Origin of the sequence: Legionella saoudiensis (assembly GCF_001465875.1) — a bacterium.
Classification (GTDB): Bacteria; Pseudomonadota; Gammaproteobacteria; order Legionellales; family Legionellaceae; genus Legionella; species Legionella saoudiensis.
Window position 1 is genome coordinate 1 of the sequence record NZ_LN901318.1, and the last position, 20,608, is coordinate 20,608.

A 20,608-nucleotide genomic window follows, 5' to 3' on the forward strand; every position below is an offset into this window, starting at 1 on the left:
TTAGATAAATGAGAGCATTTGTTAGATTTCTAAGAGATCTCCCTTAAACACAAGAACAGTTCAGGTTCTGGGGGATTCTTAAGTGTACGCGCCGCGTACACTTAATTCCTGATTCCAAACAAGCCTCTAATCATCATTAAATTAGATCTTATTTAGTTATTGGTTTGGATAAATAGGAGCAACTGTTGGATTACTAAGAAATATGCCTTAAGCACAAGCACACTTCAGGTTCTGGAGGGGCTTAAGTGTACGCGGCGCGTACACTACACATTATTTTCCAAATAAGCTCCTAAATAATCAGTTAATGTATTTAAATCGGTCTTTTTAAGGACTGATTTTGATAAAGAAATTCGACCTTCAGTTGTTATCCTAAAAAGAACCTCTCCTTTTTGCGATTCATAAACCCGTGTAGCACTTCTATTAGTTTTAGTATTAGATAAAGATTTATCTATTAGCTTTGATATGTTTTCTGCACCCATTCCGTCTTTAATCATAGGTGCTAATTTAATCACCACTTCGATATATGCATCACCTTTGAGACATATAGTTGATAAAAAAGCCGCCGTTCTTGGTTTAACCTTGCTCATATCCTCAACAGCAACCCAAACTTCCTTGGGGACTTTATTGAAAGCCATTAATTCACTCAACGAGGTTTTAGGCAAATTTAATCTACGTGCTAGTTCATTTTGAGAGATATTAAGATCCTTCATTAACTTTTCATATGCTACAGCTAATGAAAAAGGAGAAAGGCTTTTCTTTTTGTTTTCACTGCTTTGGATGATCATACACCCAACTTCGTCTTCATTTGTAAGTATCGCTTTTAATGTAACGCCAGCCAAAAGACAGGCTCTCCATCTTCTCTCTCCTGCTATAACCTCGTAGAGATAATCCAACGACTCTATTCTTCTTAGAATAACTGGTTGTAATTGCCCATTCATTTTTATATCGTCGGCTAACTCTTCAATATTCCCTAACTCAAATTTATTTCTATCAGCATACTTCCAATTACAGCATTTGGTAGGATCGACTTCCAAAATATCTTGCTTTGATTGATTATCTAATTCTATTTGCAGAGTGGCGATTTTATCTTTTAAAACCCTATTCTCTTCAATTTCTTTATTAGCAATGTTCTTCCAATCAGAAGTACTATCTTTAAGAATAGCGCCGAAAACGGCTTCCTTACGTTTATCAGTTTTCATAATTCAACCTTATGCTTTTAAGATAAAATCTATAACATTTAAATACTCGTCAGCAACTCCTGATTTCGGTTCATAATCAACTATAGATAGAGAAATAGCAGGGCTCTTGCATTCTTTGATTTTAACACTTTTTGATATAACTGTTGGGCAAAACTCGTTTGGGTAAACTTCTTTTAGACTATTAATAATTGCACTGTCGAATATAGACATTGGTTTCGACATAGCATTTCCCACAATAGCAGCAACTTTTAGATCATCTGCCACTTTTCTCATTTTCAGTATTTCTACCTTGTCAAAAACATCTTGCATTCCCCAACTATCATATAAATCAATTGTAAAAGGCATAACAATTTTTGTTGTGGCAGCTAAAATTGCATCAAACCAAGGAGAATCCGTTGGAATACCATCGCAAATAATTACATCATATTGGCTTTTATAAACTTGAATCTTTTCCTTTAATCTAAATAGCAAATCTTGAGGAGGGATAGCATCGAGAACCCCTCTTAATTCCTTACCAGTAGCAATAACATCAAGATTATCATTATATTTAAACGGCTCACCAATTTTTCCCATAAGTAAATCACTAGTTGATAATCCAATATTCGATGGTGATTTTACTAAAGATAAACTTAAATGGCCTTGAGGATCTAAATCGATAGCCAAAACCCGCTTTCTGTACGTGTTAGCAAGTATAAGAGCAAAGTTAAAAGCCTGTGTAGTTTTTCCTACACCGCCCTTATTAGTAATAATACTCCAAACTTCAGCGAATTTTAAAACAGTATCATTAACTTCAGAGCTCTTCCCATGTTGACTCCAAGATTCAAGAAGTCTTAACGCTTGAATAGGAGCTTTCGTATAGTATTTTTGCTCCTTTCCCATCATCCACTTTTTTATAGTATTAACAGAATAACCGGTAATTTCAGAAATATCAGAATGCTTCATTAGATGCAGTTCTTTTATTTTTTTTATTCTGTCATTAGTATCCGTATCGTCTATCATCGCTGTCATATTCAGATCCTCATATTTTTTGGTCATTTTCAATCCATTTAGACATATTTAAGGCCTGTCTAAAGCCAAAAAAGGTTCTAACGAATGAACATAATAGTTCTTTTAAGGAACTGAATCAACGATATTGACATAGAAAGTTCTATTAAGATAATATCTAAGCTAGAAAAAGAAAAATGTTACTTGGGAAATTAGATAAGAAAAAAACAAAGAATTATGAGAAAAAGTTACGGAGAGCGCCAACTCCCCATAACTTTAAAATTTATTTAGCTTGGAACGAAGCCAAACACCAAAAATTTAAAAAGGAATTCGAAGTTCCATCGAAATTTTTGGATCCATCCATTTATTATTTTAGCTTCGTTCCCCAAAAAAAACAATAAGATAAGGATATTATCTATGGGGAACCTTTGTTCTATTTTTCATACGAGATTCAAAAATCTCATAAAGATCATTCCGTGTGCGCGAAAAGCGCAATTGATGGATTACATTCTTCTAGGCTGGCAAAAAAGTACATATACACTCAAGAATTCGGACAAAAAGTGGTTTATGAAACCTCATGACGAAATTGTTGAAGAAACTCAAATAAAACTCAGTACCCTAAGAGAATACCTAAAAGAATTCGAAAAAGAGGGGTTTATAGAGCGACGTCAAGCCCGATACAATAGAAAAAACAGTAACGGTGAATATTATGTAACGATGGGTGGTTATATCCATATAACAGATAAGTTTATTGATTTAATCAAAGCCGATCCAATAAACAGCCCCAAAACATCTCAAGATCGCCAAGTAAAAAACGTTAAATCACAAATGCAAAGGGATGATAAAAAACCAAATAGTACAGATTTTGATAATAAACAGATAATTGATTCTCTTAAAACTGGAGAATCATATATAAGAGATCTTCGTAATACTTTTAATAATAATATTAAGTTTAAAAAACTTTTTCTTTCTGTGGAAAACTCGACTTTAGAAAAACTGATTAGTCAGTACGAGTCAATTCAAAATTATGTAGATACAGAAATCAAAGAAGAAATACCGGATGAAATAAGGAAAACGCTTTTAGGAACCTTTTTTAATTTAACATTCGAGCATAAAAAGCAGCTTTCGTCTCCGCAACAAGTTGCTGCGGAATATTTGTTCTCATTAATCAATACAACATATTGCTTGCCCCAGGTAAATGACTTTAAACATCGGAATAATATTCTTGCTAAAAAATTACGTTCTAATCAGTGGAAAACTCCAAAAGGGTTTTATACGCATTTTTATCTTGGCCAAAACTTTAAAGACAAACAACAAATGCGAGATAAGAAATGGCAAGAACAAAAAGAGCGAGAAATGAATCCATCTAATGACCTTAATTTGACGAAAAAAAATAAGAAGTTAATGCATATTGAAGCGCAAATCGTGGAAAAAGGCGCTTTGATAGAAACGCTTACAGAGAGTATTTATCAGCAAACAGATGAAGATCATACGTTGTTTATTCGACAACAAATTGTAACGTTGAAACAGGAGTTAAGCGTTTTATACGATGAGCAATGGATTATTGAAAAAGAGCTGGAAAACGAAGAAAACACAATGAAATGCTGCGCGTGATCTTTAATTAAGCATATTGTGTAATTTGTTCTATAATTTTCTAAGAAGGAACTTATGGAACATACAGATGGCAGTCTCTAGAGTACAGACGGAACAACAAAAAGAGGTGCACTATTTTGGTGAGCCTTTGTCTTTAAATGAACTTGAGCGTAGACCTCATCTGCATTTTCTGGCTTCGTCAATTAGAGAAACGCTTCATGCGAACAAAACAGAACGAGATAAAGAGTTTCTAAGAAAAGTTGCCTATGAAGCTTTTGTGGAATTATGCAACAGAGATATTTTCTTTTTTCTCAAAATCACCCAGCAATATTATTTGCTCAGTAAGTTATTTGAGGAGGTGTTGGGAACAAAAGAAAAATGGGCGCAGTTTGTTGATGAGTTGAAGCACCACTATCATCAACAACAAATGAATCAAGAGGGGCAGTTTATTTCCAAAAACCCTGTAGTAGACAGGCCTCTTCCATCTGTTTTATACGTTCCTCCGTCTGCATTTTCATGGAATGAACCTGATCCAAGCTGGTCTAATTTCCAAAAATGGCAACATTATGAAAATGAATTAAAACGTATAACAAATAATTATCATCAGCAAAAAGCAGCTATTTATCAAGAAGCTGTTGAAGACGATATTAAGCTTGTTGATAATGTGTTCGCTAAATTGAAAAAGGGTAGTCCCGAACATAATGATGTTAAAGCATTAAAAGACGAATTTAATATTAGAGTGAAAGAGCTCAAATCTCGAAATTTATATCATGCAAACGGAGGCCTAGACTCGGTCGCCGTTGAGCAGTATGAGCGCGATTGGGTGCGCATGCATAATGACATGAGTGAAGGGCTTAAAAAATGCTGTAAAAAACATCCGCACAGTACAGAACTACAAGAGGCGTATGTTGAGCACCAAGCTCGACATCAGGGTTTAAAATCGAAAGTAAATAAGCTTGATGCTGAGTTCGAACAAGCACGATCTGAATTAAGTGAAAAACTCAAAGAATGCAGAACAGCATGTAAAGATGAGGTTGATGAACAACTTAAAGAAATCGTCCAGGTAATAGACGAGACTGATTTGTCAGGGCTATCTGATTCTGAAAAAAATAACTTATTTCAACTGAGAAATGCTATTAATGTTCATCGAAAGCAGTTGGCTTCAGCGACTAGCTCAGAACAATGCAACACGATACTTAGTCGTATCTCAGATCAACTTAAAGAGAACGTTCCCTTTTTACCAGACTCATTAAAAGATAAAGTCCAACCCCTTGCGGCTCAATTAGAGGGGCTTACAGTCCTGGATGATTCAACTGTAGCGAAGCAGGCATCTCATACCGAAGCATCTGATTTGCAACACTCTTCTTTTACTCTTAATACATCAGAACACGAAGCGAATGAAGTTGTTATTGATGAGGTTGATTTAGGACTGGATGAAGTAATCAAGAGCAATGAAGAGGTGGAAGAATTACCTCAGGAAAACCCGTCTGATCGACATTTGACAAATGACAATGAAAAAATGCGCCTGTTTAAAGACCTTAAAGCGCAAAACATGGAACAACGTGAACAACTCAATGGAGAGGCAAACCCTATAAAGAAGGATAATAATCCACTAAGTGAGTTGTTTGCTTTAATTAACGAGAAAATTAAAATTAGTGAAAATACAAATTCTTCCGAAGCCATCGTAAACACGCGCGATGACATCAAAGAACTCATTAATGAAATTTCCAATAATCCCGAAAAAGCCCAGGAAAAGATGGATGAGCTGTACGATAAAATTAGTGCGTCTCAAGGTGTATTTCCTAAAGTACAACCGGTACTTGATGAGTTAGATGCAGCTCGAGACGCATTAGAGGACTATTTAGCCAATAAGGAAGAGGAATCGGTTACAATATCACCAAAATGAAAAAATATTCAATTTTAGGGATAAATTAGTATATACTGCGCAAAATTTGAGATTATTAACGTTTTATTAAGGAGCGACAATGCCTACTCCCGCTGATGTGTTCAAAGCCTATGATGATAAAAAATATGAGGAAGTCATCGAATTATTAAAAAAAGATTCAACGCTGGTCAATGCGTATTCTGAAAAGTACCAATCTTCTTTATTCCAGCTTAGCTTGTTGAGAGGGGCGGTTGAAGAAGATTCTCAAGCACTGCTTAAGAGCCTGGTGACCCATCCACAGTTGGATTTTTCTCTTAAAAGTAGTGATGGCGTAGCGTTAATTACCAATAGCGATGCTCTTATTAGTTCGGAGCGAATTGATTTGCTTAAAGCAGCATTAAAAGATCCAATGAACATTAATCCGACCCTCATCGAAGGGGATGGACAATTAACGTACCAACTCGCAGTTGACCAGTTGAAGTTAACACAGGAAAATCTTGCCCGCTTGGAGCGCAGACGGCCTGATTCAAGTGCGTGTATCAGGTCAAGGGAAGCGGTTGCCACCTTTACGGAGGTGGTTTCTTTGGTGCGTGATGCAACGATACTCCATGCTTTAGCACAGGATGATGTGACCTTATTGAATAAACTGGAACTCGTAGGAGGGGAGCCTACTGCCAGCATGGGCGCGTTGGGCGGTGAAAAACCACTTAATTTTTTAGTTACACGAGATAAAACGAATATTAGAGGCTGGCTTAAAGAGCGTTCAGAAGCTAATGATCAAAGGATGAGGAATAATCCAAACTCGTTTTATAATCGTGGACTGAAGGCCTCCCAATTAGAAAATAAACTAGCGCTTCTTGAGAAAGACTACTTAGAGAAAAAAGTAGGTGTGATTAAAGAAGGGATTGAGAACGAATCCCAAACACTTGCATCTCTGAATAGTCAAGGAACCTCAATTAGGAAATAAGTGCGAAACCCACTTTTTTAGTCTCTCAAAAAGCTTTTAAGAAGCCCTTTCTTAAAGGCTTTTTGTGCATTATTCCGTGCTGGCGGTATCTTTTGTGTGAAAAAAATTCGTTTGTTGCGCATGGTGTTGGTCAATGGGTCTAAACTATAAGGAGTTAGGGACAATCTAATGGATTATTATGATGTTTTTAAACGAATTACAGCGTCGAAGACACTCTCAAGCCGGATTAATCCCCCAAAAAATATGGAAACGTTATTTTAAACAGCAATTAACTCGAAGTGAAATTCAGTTAATGACAACGATGCCTCAACGCATTCATTTTCATTCGATGAAATGGCGCAAAAAGACGGTTTATTTATGTTTGTTATCTGCCTACCCCAAAATTGAACCCTCGGTGTTTTTCAACATCGTTGAATGGAATCATGAAAGTATTCTTTTCGCGTTGAAGGCTATCTGTTTAATGAATCGCCTGGATCTTTTGAGCTACTTTGCGACTCATCATCCTGATGAATTCCAGAATCAGATGGAGTGTGATCATTTTAGTCTTGTGCGTGAAGCAGTATCTGAGTATTCATTAAAAATTATTTGTTCTCTCTTTACCCTATTTAAAGGGGATGTGGAGCCTATATTACAAGCGCATGGATATCAGGTATTTGTTTTATGTGGTTGGCGTTCCGAATTTAAAATAAGATTGTTTGATTTTTTATTGGCTTTAAAACCGATTGAATTCAGTAAGATTCCTATAAAAAATAGGTTTTGGATTTTTAATCGAGCACTCATTAATAACAATGAGCCATTAGTTCATAGAATACTGGCTTTATGGCCTCAAGGGGCGGAGCTTTTGTTACGTAAGTCTAATTATGAAGCTTATATGAACGTGGTTACATCCAAAAATCTTACGCTGTTACGTTATTTATTTTCTCTAAATTATTGTTCCAAGGATGAAGTAGTTCGCCATAATAATCATGCAATCATTCATCATGCAGTGAAAAAAGGTAATCTACGAATTGTAAATGAGTTATGTGAGCATTTGAGCCGCGAGGAGATGGAGCGCCTTATTCGAGAAAATGAGTACGAAATAGTGTTTTTGGCTGCAAGTTACGGTCGTGTGCGGATTTTTAATCAATTTTTTAAACATATTTCCAAGCAAGAAAATCCAAAAATTGAAGCCCGATTATTTAAGACATTTATCAGTGCTGCTTCTAAGGGAAAAGTCCCCATGCTGGTCCGATTAATGTCCTGTTTTCCCTCGCATTGTGAGGCGATGAATGCTGCAGAAGATTATGCGGCATTTAGAAAAGCAGCACAGCACGGGCAGTTACCCGTTCTTGAATTTTTATCGAATAAATTTCCGCAAAAAACTCATGAGATGATACGAAGTGATAATTTTTATGCGTTTCGAAATGTGCCATTTTTGGGGGCTCGGTCAGTAGTTAAGTTTTTAGTACGCAGTTATCCTCAAATAACTCCGTGGATGATTGCCGCCAATGAGTTTGAAGTGTTAATTAATGCGTGCCATTCGCAAGATGTTACCCTGGTAAAATGGTTGGCTTCGCAAATACCTGGTCGTTCCAATCGATGGGTTTTCGCCCACGAGGGAATGCCTTTGTTACATGCCTTGGCGCGTGCCAATTTTCCCTTAATCAAGTTTTTAATGACTTTATTAGGAGATGATGTAAGTGATTTTCTAATGGGGATCACTCCGAATAAATTAGTTTCAAATATTACAGATGTCCGTGTTTTAAAATACATTATATCGGTTTGTCCTGAACTTAAAGACAGGCTTGTTTTTTCTTCTGAATATAATTTATTTGAACATGCAATTAGATCTTTATATATGGGTATTGTGGAGTATATAGTTCACGAGTACGCGGATCAGTTATGGGATATAATCGAAACCAAAAAATACAGCATTGTATTTTCCCTCATCAAATACAATAAAGATGCTTCGGTGGTGCGTTTATTTAGTAAAGTCATCCCTCATTTCAACAGGATAATATGTTTTACTGATATGTTAGCTGATGTGGCCTTATATTCCGAGAATCCTACCTTTTTTAATTATTTGATTAATGGACTTTCGCTTCAACAAATTCACGAGTTGTTATTGGATCAAGATTTTATGATTTTTCGAGCGGCAATTAAAAATGGAAATCTCGATATAATTAGACGCATCGATCAGTTGACCCCGATGACACCTCAGGAACTCATTGAGGGCGATGCCACGCTAATCCATGCGGCGATAGCGAACAAAAATCTTGAATTATTGGAGTTTTTATTAAGCCGTTGTCATGCTCAAGAAACAAAAACAATTTTTCATAAGTCCAAAAAAAGAAATGCTCGGTTTTTGCTTCGGATAAGACGGATGGAAATTGAAGAGGCATCAATTATTTTTAATGCGGAGTCGTTATTTCTTGATCCCGCTCAATTAACCATCAAAGAAAAACTTAATTTGGTGTTCAGTAGTATTGTCATGGGTTATGTGTTCATTGCAAAAACCATGGCGTATCAACTATTCGGTAATAAATATTTTTATTGCAAGATGCTCTTGGAGCTTGCTCAATCAAAGCCCAATGCCTCAGTGCTCCTTCCATGTCTTGTGGATTTTTTAAGAACTCGCATCGGTCTATCAGAGGAGCAACTTCAATGTTACCTAACTCAACAAAGCTTTGTTGTGTCTCGTGATAGGGGTTTAAAACGATTGGCCCGTTAGAGCCTTAGTTTTTCTTCAATGGATGAAATGGAACATGCAATTGAATCAATAAATGAATTAAATTCTTCGACCAACTCAATTAACTGTTGCTTTGCTTTGGTTTCACAGACCGCATTCTTATTTTGAATCAACCCTTCGAGGGTCGGATTTAAAAAGAACAGCATGTTTTTGGGACAAGGAAGGATAGAAGTATCTTGTAGAAACAAATTATTTTGCAACATACTGTACTCAATCCTATCTGGGTTAACGCATTCTTTCGAATATAGGCGGTGAGTTAATAGTTCCAGAAAGGCTTCAGAGTGCTCTAAATCAATTTTTTTTACGGCTTCAACTAATGAGGCAGCTTGCTCTTGAGTATAACTGTAGTGAAATCCCAACAACATCACCACCGCATTTTTGAGATCGCCATCTTGAATCAAGCCGATTACTTTCTTATGAATATCGGCTGTGAGCTTTTTCTCTACGGCATCACTCATTTTGAAAGGAGCATGATGAATATGAAACTTTTTTAATTTTGCACTGTAGTTTGATTTGGCTTTGTCCAATAATTGAAGCATTTTATCAAAGTGTTGCTGTTGCTCCGTAGTAATCCGGTACAAAATTGGTTTGGTCATTGCTAAAAGAGATTGGGTATCTTCTAATAGATTCATATCTCGGTGAACTGCATTAACAAAAAATTCCAACGTTTCTCTTAATTGTTTTTTACCTGTAGAGCCGATTTGATGGGAATTGAGAAGATTTTGAGTTCGTTTAATGTGGTCAAATAAGTTTTGCCCAATGGCGTGGTTTAGTTGTTCATGAACTTGTTGGACATTAGGCATGGGCAATTCAACATGAGGTGATATTTGTATGTTGGGTGTTTTTTTTTCTTTTACTTCACCAAAAACATCATTCCAATTCATACTCATTAATTTCTCCTAACGTATTGAATTAACAATTGATTAAATAATCACGAAACTTATAGCTCGCGACATAAGAGATGCTGTGATTATTATCTTTTTCCAGTGTGTATACGTGAGTCATTTTTTTTAGATAAGAGGTGGTTACTAAAGCAAATTGCTCCTCGCAGACCATCAATTCATTCATTTTTGAATCATGTTTTAAGCGGATGAATTGTTCTTTCATTCGATTGCTGTAATCAAAGGCTGTGCGAATGAGATCCATGCTTCCTTGTTCTTGGTTGTTACTACACATCACTAATTCTTTGCAAAGCAATTCTTTTGATGTGTTCAGTGCCTTAAGTGCTGGACTTGTAGAATTTTTAGGTTGGAGTATGGAGTCCATTTGGTTAAAAATGGTGTTGATTTCTGCCATTAGAGTGTCAATGAGCGATTGCTTTTGGTTTTTAATCTTTTGTTCTTGTATGGGTGTAAGCTGAGATAATATGTTTATTAGAAATGTGAAGTATTGTTCTGATGGAAGCGCTGAATCATTTTGTGTTGCGTATCCATTTTGAATTAAACCTAAATACCCCCGCAGCATTAAACTTATGTTTCCAATTTCATCTGCTGAAAGCACATTTATGGTGTTTGATTCCAGTTTTTGTTTAATAGGATAAATGATTTCTGAGAAGTTCTGGGTGAGCATAAACTTTCGTCCAATGAAATTTATACGTTAATTATAGACATTTATTTGAACAAAGTGCTTTAAAGATAATTATTTTTGTTTTTAACAACTAAAGTGAATTGATGAAAAGTCCTTTTTAGGTGTTTATTTAAATAACGTCTATTGTTTGATATCTGGAATCAGGAGTTTGCACCTACGGCATGGGACTAGATAAGTAAAGGATAAGTGACAATCTATTGAGCATTTAAGTGGATTTAGCTAAACTCAGCAGGATGGAAATTAATTACAAGCGAGAACTAAAATGGAAATAACTAAAGTAGCTTTTGAAGAAAAGCTCATTATCATTAAAAATAATCAGTGCATAGAACTTGTACCGTTTATCACCCAAGAACATGGAAATATTAAATTTGGCATCACTGCCCCCAAGGGCGTAAGTGTTGATCGTGAAGAAATCTATCTTTTAAAACAACAAAAACGCCGTCAAAAAGAGGCCGCTGAAGTAGACTGATTTTGGAGCATGTGGTTCCAGCTTTCATGTCGAAGTCGGATTTGATCCGCGATAGGCAATGATGTAAATGCAACACACACCTCACCTTGGCGTATAGAGAGGATAGTAATGCTCCCTAAACGGCTGTCTTGATTGAGATGCCGTTGAGTCAGTTTTTTAAAGAAATGGTGTTTTACAGACTGTACGAAATTGGAATCTTATTATTACTTGTTTTCTTGAGAAAGAACAGGTTGTACTGATTCTCCATTAATGTGTCAATTTATTCCATTCCTCTTAAGTCGTTTTCATAGGCGTTTCTACAAGACTACCCACAGGCTTGTTTGGTAACAGGGCTACATTGCTGTAGCCCCGTCCCATGAGAACGGAGCGTGCGATTTTCACCGCACTCCGCTCAAGCCTTTTCAAAGCCAACTCCGGTTGACCCAGCTGTTTGTTTTCATTTGGTGGTCTTACGCTATTGATAAGCGCACCCCGACTCTCGACTCTGCTCTATCCTTGCTGGAAAGCGTTGGCGTTTATTAAAGTACTCTGTAAAACGCGGATCGTATGGTGTTGCCTCTGATCTTATCTTTGCGTGCCGTTTGATGGCGATGGAACTTGCTGTAAATAAATCTACATAAGATCTCTTGCCATCTTTTAATGTTTTAGTCGTGAAAATCCAGTTTCTTAACCCTTGGCTTCGAAAGTACTTCCTTTTTATCCAATAAGCACCTTTCCCTGGGTGTCTGCGGCAGGCCCAACTCCACAACGCTTTGTAGATAAAATGATCAATGTAACTATACGTCTCTTTTGCGCAGTAAAACCGAAAATAATTCGCCCATCCTCGGATTATAGGATTTAGTAGGTGAATTAGATTTTCCGTTTTCGCCGTAGGATTTGCCTTTATTATTTCTCTAATGTTCATTAAGAAGCGGTTGACGCTCTTTTTCGAAGGTTTGGATATGTACTTACCCTTATATTTCCGAACATTAACACCGAGAAAATCAAATCCATCATCAACATGTGTGATCTTAGTTTTCTCCTGTGAGAGCTCCAGACCACGTTCACACAGAAATAGTTCTACCACCGGTCTGACTTTCATTTCCAATACATCTTTTGATTTACCCGTTATGATAAAGTCGTCTGCATAGATACTGAGATATACTTTATCTTTGCGTTTAGAGACAGAGTTGTGCACAGCCTGTTCTAATCCGCTGAGAGTCAGCACTAGAAGTGTTGGTGATGCTAAGCCGCCTTGTGGCGTACCAGATACCGTTTGATGAAATACGCCTTGATCGATGTATCCTGCTGATAGCCATTTATTCAAAATTTCTTTATCCATCGGGATATTTTCCCGTAGCCAATCGTGGGAAATTTTGTCGAAACATGATTTGATATCCGCCTCAAAAATCCATTGAGCCGAGCTTTTCCTTGCTAGCGCATTGAAGCAAGCTCCCAGTGCGTCTGCCGGGGAACGCTTAGGGCGAAACCCGTAGCTGTTTTTATCCGCGTAAAATTCCGCTATTGGATCCAGTGCTAGCAGGTATAGAGCCTGCATTGCTCTGCATTTCATAGTAGGGATTGAGAGCGGCCTTAGGCGTCCGTCCATTTTGGGGATATAAATACGTTTGAGCGGTTGGGTGTTGTATCCCTTCCGTTTCAATGACTGAGCAGCTTCCAGCTTTTGTTGTGGTGTTTTCCAAATGATTTTATCAACACCGGGGGTTTTCCCCCCTTTGTTTTGTACAACCCGTTTCACTGCCAGCATTTTGGCGTGAAAAGAGTGCGTTAGTAGCCATTGCAACGCTTTGACCTTGCCTTGACGACCTTCGCTGACAGCTTTCGCGATACGCATTTGCAGTCGATATACTTCAGCTTCTATGTTCTTCCAATTGATGGAGTTCCATTTGTCTGAAGCGGAGGACGCACCAGTCAGTGATTTTATCACTGCCGTCATTTGCTTCTCCTCATGCTATTGATTCTCCGAATTATCTCGCGCTTAAAGACCAGTCAGCTGTGGGCTCACTTTCGTGCCAGATTATGTTTCAATCTGTATCCTCACCATTACAGCAAGGCATTCGCTTATGCCAACCTCCTACTCCCACACAGCCATCGGCACCTCTTGCGATGTGCTTTCCCAAAAGAGGGAGCTGTATGGGGTTACCACGTTCCACTAAATAAACCGATTGGGTTAGGTTCTTTCTATTCGCCGGCAGTCTTGTCATCCGTGAAAGCCAAAGTGGATAATTCGCTTTCTGGACTGCTGTACCTTTTGGTTAGAGCCTATCAGCACTTTTGGCTCCTCAAATTTTCACGACGTTTATACAAAAGTTCACATTACATTAACCATACCATTCATCCCTAGGCCCTCTCTGCTCTAGTGCTAGCAGATTCGATTGATCTTCACAGACTTCTCTACGGTTTCCCGCGGATCCATTGTCCCTAGAGCTTCAAACCACTGAATTACTCCAGTCGCATGTCTAGGTAGAGAACTACTGACGGAACAGTAGGTTGCATTCAGGTGGCTGCCTGATGCAACAGTTTATTTAGCGACCTCGTGTCGCACATCCACAAAAATTGTGGATAATTCTTCGGAGAGTATTTTTATTTTAAATGGCTGTAATAAAGGCGTGAGTTAGGACAAATTAAAAATTATTGAAGTTAAAAAAAGAGTACCGGCTTAGGGGAAAATTAAATTATCCACAATAAAATTGCTTTATAGTTCAATAAGCTAAGTCCTATTTATTAAAAATAAAATCAAATAAACGTTGGAAAAATTCATATTAATAGTCTACGCAAAAACACTCGGTCAGTTATGAACAAACGAGTGTATATAGTATTTATGATAATCGAACGCCTTTCTTTTGGGATTTATTCTAGTTTTATGAATGATATCTGTACTGCTTTAAATATTTTAAGAAATGTCTTACAGAAAAAAACGCTTATTTTATGCTTTATTTTTTTTAAAGAACGATATACTGCACGCGCCCGGCGCAGTGGTATCGATTGGTAAGAATGCGAGTCATTTAGGTGCTAGCTGTCTACTCGCATAATAGCCGCAGATTTCCTCTATGTTTCATCCTCGACGACCACAGTCGTTTTCCTCCAATTAATCAATAGCACCTTGAAATCAACCATGTATCCATTTTAACGAAGAAACACCTGGAGCTTCTTCGTGGACGGCACGCACTTTGGCCTATTGCTTTAAGTGTTGGATGCAGTACACTTCAACTCCTTGTTTTCAGGAGTTAGGGATGCGTTTTTTACTCTGTAGCTTGTTGTTTCTAAGTCATTTTTCATGGTCCGATTCCCCCAGTTCGTTTGCTCAGTCTAAAAAAATAGTGCAGCAATTATTTCAGAATCATCCGCAAACGATTTATTGTGGTTGTACTTATCAAGGTAAAACCGTGAATCTGGATTCGTGTGGTATGAGCGAGGCCAAGGAAAAGAAGCGGGCTAATCGTATCGAAATAGAGCACATGTATGCTGCGGAGCACTTCGGTCAGCAATTTACTTGCTGGCGTGAGCCATTGTGCAGGGATAAAAACGGTCGTCCTTTTAAAGGGCGTAAGTGCTGTCAGAAAATTGACGGGCGCTTTCGACATATTGAAGCAGAACTGTATAATCTTGGGCCTGAATCAGGCCTTATAAATCAAGCGCGTTCTAATTATCGATTTGGAGTGTTGCCCAATCAAGAAGGGTATTATGGCTGTTCGATTAAGATTGATAAGTCATCACGACGCGTAGAGCCCTCGGATGAGGCTAAGGGCGTTGTTGCACGTGCTTACCTTTTTATGTCGGAACATTACACGCTTTCATTAAGTAAACAACAAGAGCAATTATTTAGAGTATGGAATAAGCAGTTCCCGCCTTCCGCTTGGGAGCAAACTTGGGCTAATCAAGTTGCCCAGATTGAAGGATATGCTAATTCTTATATAACACAGTGGCCTCACGACTCGTTTAAGCAATAGGATAATTAAAACAGCAAAAGCCATTTAATGGATTTTTCTTTGAACCATATAATTAACATATACACAGACCGCACGAGCAAACATGTCTTGCATTTTTAATCTGTCGCCATCTTTGATTACAGGCCTAATATGGATATCACTTATGGTACACATAGCAATTTTTGGTGTATTGATTGTGGGGGATGTGAGTAAGTCTATACTGTAAATAATATTCTTCGTAAAGAGCGTCTATTTATGTGCGGGCGATTTGCCTTAATCGATACGGTTGAAGAAATTAAATTTCAATTTTCTGTCGAAAATGATTTTGAGCTAAAGCCAAGCTTTAATATTACTCCAAGTCATGACGTTGCTTGTGTCATTGAATCGGAGCCGCATCATCGTCAGTGTGTTTGTTTTCGTTGGGGTTTAATTCCTTCGTGGACTACCAAAGATACTAAAGTAGGACATTTAATTAATGCGCGGTGTGAAACGATATTTCAAAAGCCTGTTTTTAGTAACCCGCTTCAATCAAGGCGTTGCTTGATGCTCATGAGTGGATTTTTTGAGTGGCGGCAGGAGGCTTCTGGAAAACAGCCTTACTACATACACAAAGTGAATCATGAAATTCTTGCGGTGGCGGCGTTTTGGGAGTCTTGGAACAATGAGGATGAAGTCGTCCATTCTTGTTGTTTAGTTACGTGTGAAGCAAGCTCCTTTATGAAGCCGATTCATCATCGAATGCCCGTTTTACTGGATAAGCAGCAACAAGCAATTTGGCTTGATAATTCCCGATGCGACAAAGAGGAGCTTGCATCGCTTATGCATCCTTCGCAAGAAAATGATTTAATCACCTATCCAGTGACTAGGATGGTGAACCGGGCTGAATTTAATAACCCACTTGCAATCGAGCCTTATTTTGATCGAAGTTAAAAAAATAATTTTTTTAATATTCTCTTCAACTTAACTTTTCTATTGGACAAATCCATTAATGGGGGGATTTACAGAGTTGATTTTGCTGCCTATGATATTTGTAACAAAAATCAAAAAGAGCATATTATGTTTCTATGTGGTGGAAAAAAAGAAGGCGCAGTTCGTCTCATGGACGAGCCATCAACGGCAATTCGCATGGCGGTATCTCAAATTAAATCGGTGAAACAGTTTATTTCAAAAACACATCAGCTTCCCGCATTTTCAAGCAAAGTGCAAGCAGGATTTCCATCTCCGGCCGATGATTACATCGAAAGCTATCTTGATTTGAACACGAAATTTATTCACAACCCCTCAGCTACGTTTGTATTGCAAGCTACGGGTGAGTCGATGATTGATGTTGGAATTTTTCCGGGTACTTGGTTAATCGTAGATAAGAGTTTGGAGGCAACGGACGGAAAAATAGTTATTGCTGCAATCAATGGAGAGCTCACCGTGAAGCGCTTTTCATGCCGAGGAGGCATAGTACAGTTATTGCCCGCAAACCCTAAATATGCCCCAATCAATGTCACTGAGGAACAAGATATGGTAATTTGGGGTGTAGTGACCTGTGTAATTCAGGAGATGCGCTAGATGTATGCGCTCATTGATTGCAATAACTATTATGCAAGCTGTGAACGGTTATTTAGGCCCGACCTAAAAAACACACCAATTGTAATTTTATCGAACAATGATGGGGCAATAATTTCGCGCTCGAATGAAGCCAAAGCACTAGGCATAGCTATGGGCGAGCCGTATTTTAAAATCAAACAATTTTGCAAGCAACATGGGGTCAAAGCATTTTCTTCTAACTATACGTTGTACGGAAACATTAGTCAGCGGGTAATGAGTACTATTGAAGAAGCATGGCCGCATCTTGAAGTGTATTCCATTGACGAAGCGTTCATTGATTTAAGTACGATGTCAGAAGACCTGCATGAGTCCTTTTGTATTGCTTTACAAAAGAAAATTCTAAAACACACAGGAATTCCAACCTCAATTGGAATTGGAAAAACTAAAACCCTGGCAAAAGTGGCAAATCATCTATGTAAAAAAGTATTTAAAATCCCAGTGTTTAATATCACACACCAAATGGGCTTGTTAAATAGTATTGCGGTGGGCGATGTATGGGGGGTCGGGCGGCAGTGGGATAAAAAGTTATTTGCGCAAGGGATTCGAACGGCTCATGACTTAAGTGCGATGAATCCGCATTTATTAAAGAAACAATTTAATGTGGTGTTGATGCGTACCGCCATGGAGTTAAGTGGCACTCCTTGCGGAGGGTTAGAAGAGGCTGCTTTAAAACAAAGTATTATGTCCTCTAAATCGTTTGGTTCCATGCAAACCGAGTTTTCAGCTCTTGCGCAAGCAGTCAGTAGCCATTGCGCCCGTGCTGTGGAAAAAATGCGTCTTCAAGGACTGGTGGTGAAAAGCATGACTGTTTTTGTACATACCAATCGTTTTCGCCAAGACCTCGCACAGCATTTTCAATCGATGGAAGTTCGTCTCGTGAATCCAACAGATGATTTACGTTTAATCACTAAGTGGGCGAAGCGGTGTTTACGCCAGATTTATAAGTCGGGTTTCTACTATAAAAAGGTAGGGGTTTGTTTGCAGGACTTAATTCTTAAGGACCCATGCCAGATGGATTTATTTCATCAACCCAGTGAGGAGCAGTTAGAGCATACAGAAAAACTAATGGATGTATTTGATCGGATTAATCAAAAATACGGGCGCAGTACAATTCGCCTGGCCGCAGAAGGGTACTCCAAGCCTTGGGCTATGCGTTCAGAGTTAAAATCGCCTGCGTATACCTCGCGCTGGTCAGAGCTTCCGCAAGTGCGCGTTTATTAGTTCTCATCTTAAAATAAGAAATATCTTACAGTGTATTGCGTAGTAGGCTGCTGGCTAAAGTGTATCATTTTTCTATAATTGAAACGTTTGGCGCAGCTTCAATCGACAGGATGTCGGCCTTGAAATCTTATGGGTATCAAGGTGTATTGTAGCTGTGCACAAGCACGAAAATCGTATTAACCGCTCATCTGTTCCTAGTCGTTGCCTATTTAACTATCTACCTTCAGAGACGTTGTCTTTAACACGACCTATCGGCAGTCATCCTTTAACATAGTCTTATGATTTTTCATCGTTATTTTTTTAAAAGATCATGTTTTGAGCGAATCTCTTGGTGGTTTCTGAGCTGATGTCTTACAAATGAACATGATTGATTTTATTTAAGCACCTAGATAAAATCGCACCTGATTTTAGGAAACTAGTTTTAGTGAGCCACACAACCTTAAAAGGAATGTTATGCCAATACCCGTATTAGCTTTACCCCTTGCAGCTGCAGCTGCATCAAGCGGTGGTACATCCACCGGTGCTGCGATCTTAACTCTTCTGGGCTTAATTGGCTTGGGAGGTGGTGGTTATTGGTGGCGTCGGCAGAGTAGTTCTGAAACAGATCCCGAGCACGTTGACTCTCGGAATAAACAAGCCCATGTACTGCAAAAAGGTCGTGATGGGGTTCAGAATGATGTAGCAGAAGTTCAGGAAATTTCAAAAGAATTTACGGATTCAATTGACTCTGTCGAGCTTGTTGAGCAGCAAGATGCATCACGCCAACACGCTGATGAAACAAAGGCTATGGCTGAATTGCGGCGTTTATTAGAGATAAAAGATACAGCCCTTGAACACGCGCAAGTGGAAAATGAGCGGCTTGAACGTTTATTAATCGATAAGTTAAGTGAAGTGCAAGACCTTCAGAAAGTCATTGATGAACAAGAGGTGACCATTGACGGGTTAAGCAAAAGTGTTGAATACCAAACCGAAACAATTATTCAATTAGATAAGAGAGCAAAAGCGGCTTGGGAGATGGTACGTTTTTTCAAACAACATAAAGAGGCGCAACCCCCACAAGAACAGTTGCCTTCAATAGACAATCCCCAAGCAGCAATGTAGCGGGTTTTAAGGAGGATTTATGAGTCAACCTGAATTAAAGGAAATAGAAGATTACTGGTTTCTACTTCGATTTTTTTATCGGGCTTATAATTATGTAAGCACAGGAGTCACTTGGTTATTTGTGGAGCAATTTGAATTACCGAATGATGCATCCGGTGAGCTGATGCGCCGAACATTGGCTAAAAAGAGTTGGTTTGATGAGCTCAGTGCAAACTGGGTTGAAAAATCATTTTGGACTAAGCTGCAAGTTTTCCTTGGGAGTTCCTTGGCTTCAGGGGTTATGGGGCTTTTTGTTGGCGCATCGATGCTTCTATCAATAACCGCCTTGTTTGTTGCTGTTATTGTCCATGTGTTGCTTGTATCTCATGAGCATCATCGTCAGCAAACAGTACAATTAATGGCGCGAGAAACAATTGAATTAAATCAAGAATTAATAAAAGAACAACAGTCGGTAGCAACTCATGCGCAAGCAGTCAAGGACACAGCCCAGCTATTAACTCAAAAGAAAGAACGCCTTCAGGCTCATTTAGACCGCCTTGAAGAGACTGTAGCTGAAGTCACGGAATGCAAAAATAATCTTGAGATACGAGATGGGGAAATCTTTGAAGCAGAGCAGAGTTTAAGAAACTCAGAGCACGACAGTAAACTCATAGAAAAAGCAGAGGATTCGCGAAGAGTCACTGCAAGTTATCTCCAAAGACATAGTGTATTTATGGAGCAACAAAGAATAAGAGAGAAATCACATAGAGTTTCTTCGTCATTAAATATAGCTGAGCTGGATGCTGACTTGGAGGAAGGAATGGCATTGATGGCTGCGCTAAAACAAGGGATAAGAATATAAGTGGATTTAAATCTACCAAATCTTAACAAGTACAAAGACCCAAAAATGTTTTACTCTGTTAAACAGGAAATGCTTTCCATTGTATTGCTCATCGCAACGAGTTCATCTGTATATGCGTTACCCAGTGACTATCTACTGAATTCTATTCAAGTAAACTCACTACCCAACGCGAAGGTTAATTCGAGTTTTGCCACTATGGCAAAGTCTAGTGTAATTAATAAGACAAATCAGGTTATTACTCTAGATTATTCTATATGTGATTATTCTTCAGTTGTTGATGTTGCGTGCCGGCACTCATCAACTCAAATTTCGCCGTACGAAAGTTATGAGGTCTCTATTAAAGGGACTAGAGTGTCTAGTGGGGTGAAGTATTACCAGAAAATGTATATTTCACAGGTAAGCTCTTAAACAAATTATCAGTACTTTTTAATAGATCCCGTGGATGAAGCTCACTACACCCAATATAAAGAAAAGTTTCATTACGGGATATTTTATCCCACTTTTG

16 protein-coding genes are annotated in these 20,608 nt (G+C 38.3%); 11 read left to right on the forward strand and 5 right to left on the reverse strand.

Annotation, left to right across the window (positions count from 1 at the left end):
- Positions 1-263 precede the first annotated feature (263 nt).
- Entirely contained in the window at positions 264-1,199 is a 936-nt protein-coding gene (locus BN3124_RS00060; protein ID WP_058532838.1) for a ParB/RepB/Spo0J family partition protein, read from the reverse strand.
- Positions 1,200-1,208: 9 nt separating this feature from the next.
- Complete coding sequence (locus BN3124_RS00065) at positions 1,209-2,234, reverse strand: ParA family protein (RefSeq protein WP_058532839.1); 1,026 nt, start codon at positions 2,232-2,234, stop codon at positions 1,209-1,211.
- A gap of 516 nt (positions 2,235-2,750) precedes the next feature.
- Here BN3124_RS00065 and BN3124_RS00075 point away from each other — a divergent pair.
- From BN3124_RS00075 to BN3124_RS00090, 4 genes are all read left to right on the forward strand, one after another.
- Positions 2,751-3,797 carry a hypothetical protein gene (locus BN3124_RS00075; protein ID WP_230849018.1) on the forward strand — a complete coding sequence of 349 codons (1,047 nt, stop codon included), beginning with the start codon at positions 2,751-2,753 and terminating at the stop codon, positions 3,795-3,797.
- Positions 3,798-3,864: 67 nt separating this feature from the next.
- The gene (locus BN3124_RS00080; RefSeq protein ID WP_058532842.1) at positions 3,865-5,682 is read left to right on the forward strand and encodes a hypothetical protein; all 1,818 of its coding nucleotides are present in this window, start codon (positions 3,865-3,867) and stop codon (positions 5,680-5,682) included.
- A gap of 79 nt (positions 5,683-5,761) precedes the next feature.
- Positions 5,762-6,628, forward strand: coding sequence for a hypothetical protein (locus BN3124_RS00085; RefSeq protein WP_058532843.1), 867 nt, complete (start codon positions 5,762-5,764; stop codon positions 6,626-6,628).
- Between the two features lie 178 nt (positions 6,629-6,806).
- Positions 6,807-9,338 (forward strand): hypothetical protein, encoded by a 2,532-nt coding sequence (locus tag BN3124_RS00090; protein WP_149865158.1) that lies wholly within the window; start codon positions 6,807-6,809, stop codon positions 9,336-9,338.
- Here BN3124_RS00090 and BN3124_RS00095 read toward each other — a convergent pair.
- Both BN3124_RS00095 and BN3124_RS00100 read right to left on the reverse strand, forming a co-directional pair.
- The gene (locus BN3124_RS00095) at positions 9,335-10,246 is read right to left on the reverse strand and encodes a hypothetical protein (RefSeq protein ID WP_058532845.1); all 912 of its coding nucleotides are present in this window, start codon (positions 10,244-10,246) and stop codon (positions 9,335-9,337) included. The genes BN3124_RS00090 and BN3124_RS00095 overlap by 4 nt on opposite strands.
- A gap of 22 nt (positions 10,247-10,268) precedes the next feature.
- A complete protein-coding gene (locus BN3124_RS00100) occupies positions 10,269-10,925 on the reverse strand; it encodes a hypothetical protein (RefSeq protein ID WP_058532846.1) in 657 nt (218 codons plus the stop codon).
- Between the two features lie 280 nt (positions 10,926-11,205).
- Between BN3124_RS00100 and BN3124_RS00105 the strand changes: the two genes are divergently transcribed.
- On the forward strand, positions 11,206-11,412 hold the full coding sequence (locus tag BN3124_RS00105; protein ID WP_058532847.1) for a carbon storage regulator: 207 nt from the start codon (positions 11,206-11,208) through the stop codon (positions 11,410-11,412).
- Positions 11,413-11,866: 454 nt separating this feature from the next.
- On the opposite strand, the gene ltrA is transcribed toward BN3124_RS00105, so the two are convergent.
- Complete coding sequence (ltrA, locus tag BN3124_RS00110; RefSeq protein ID WP_058532848.1) at positions 11,867-13,348, reverse strand: group II intron reverse transcriptase/maturase; 1,482 nt, start codon at positions 13,346-13,348, stop codon at positions 11,867-11,869.
- Between the two features lie 1,297 nt (positions 13,349-14,645).
- Here ltrA and BN3124_RS00115 point away from each other — a divergent pair.
- From BN3124_RS00115 to BN3124_RS00140, 6 genes are all read left to right on the forward strand, one after another.
- Positions 14,646-15,362, forward strand: a complete 717-nt coding sequence (locus BN3124_RS00115; RefSeq protein ID WP_149865160.1) for an endonuclease — start codon at positions 14,646-14,648, stop codon at positions 15,360-15,362.
- Positions 15,363-15,596: 234 nt separating this feature from the next.
- Positions 15,597-16,271 (forward strand): SOS response-associated peptidase, encoded by a 675-nt coding sequence (locus BN3124_RS00120; RefSeq protein WP_058532850.1) that lies wholly within the window; start codon positions 15,597-15,599, stop codon positions 16,269-16,271.
- A gap of 126 nt (positions 16,272-16,397) precedes the next feature.
- Positions 16,398-16,901: a LexA family protein gene (locus BN3124_RS00125; RefSeq protein ID WP_058532851.1), complete on the forward strand. Its 504-nt coding sequence runs from the start codon at positions 16,398-16,400 to the stop codon at positions 16,899-16,901.
- Complete coding sequence (locus BN3124_RS00130; protein ID WP_058532852.1) at positions 16,902-18,161, forward strand: Y-family DNA polymerase; 1,260 nt, start codon at positions 16,902-16,904, stop codon at positions 18,159-18,161. It begins immediately after the preceding gene.
- Positions 18,162-18,614: 453 nt separating this feature from the next.
- Positions 18,615-19,262 (forward strand): hypothetical protein, encoded by a 648-nt coding sequence (locus BN3124_RS00135; protein ID WP_058532853.1) that lies wholly within the window; start codon positions 18,615-18,617, stop codon positions 19,260-19,262.
- A 19-nt stretch (positions 19,263-19,281) separates the two neighbouring features.
- Positions 19,282-20,103 (forward strand): hypothetical protein, encoded by an 822-nt coding sequence (locus tag BN3124_RS00140; protein WP_058532854.1) that lies wholly within the window; start codon positions 19,282-19,284, stop codon positions 20,101-20,103.
- Positions 20,104-20,608 lie beyond the last annotated feature (505 nt).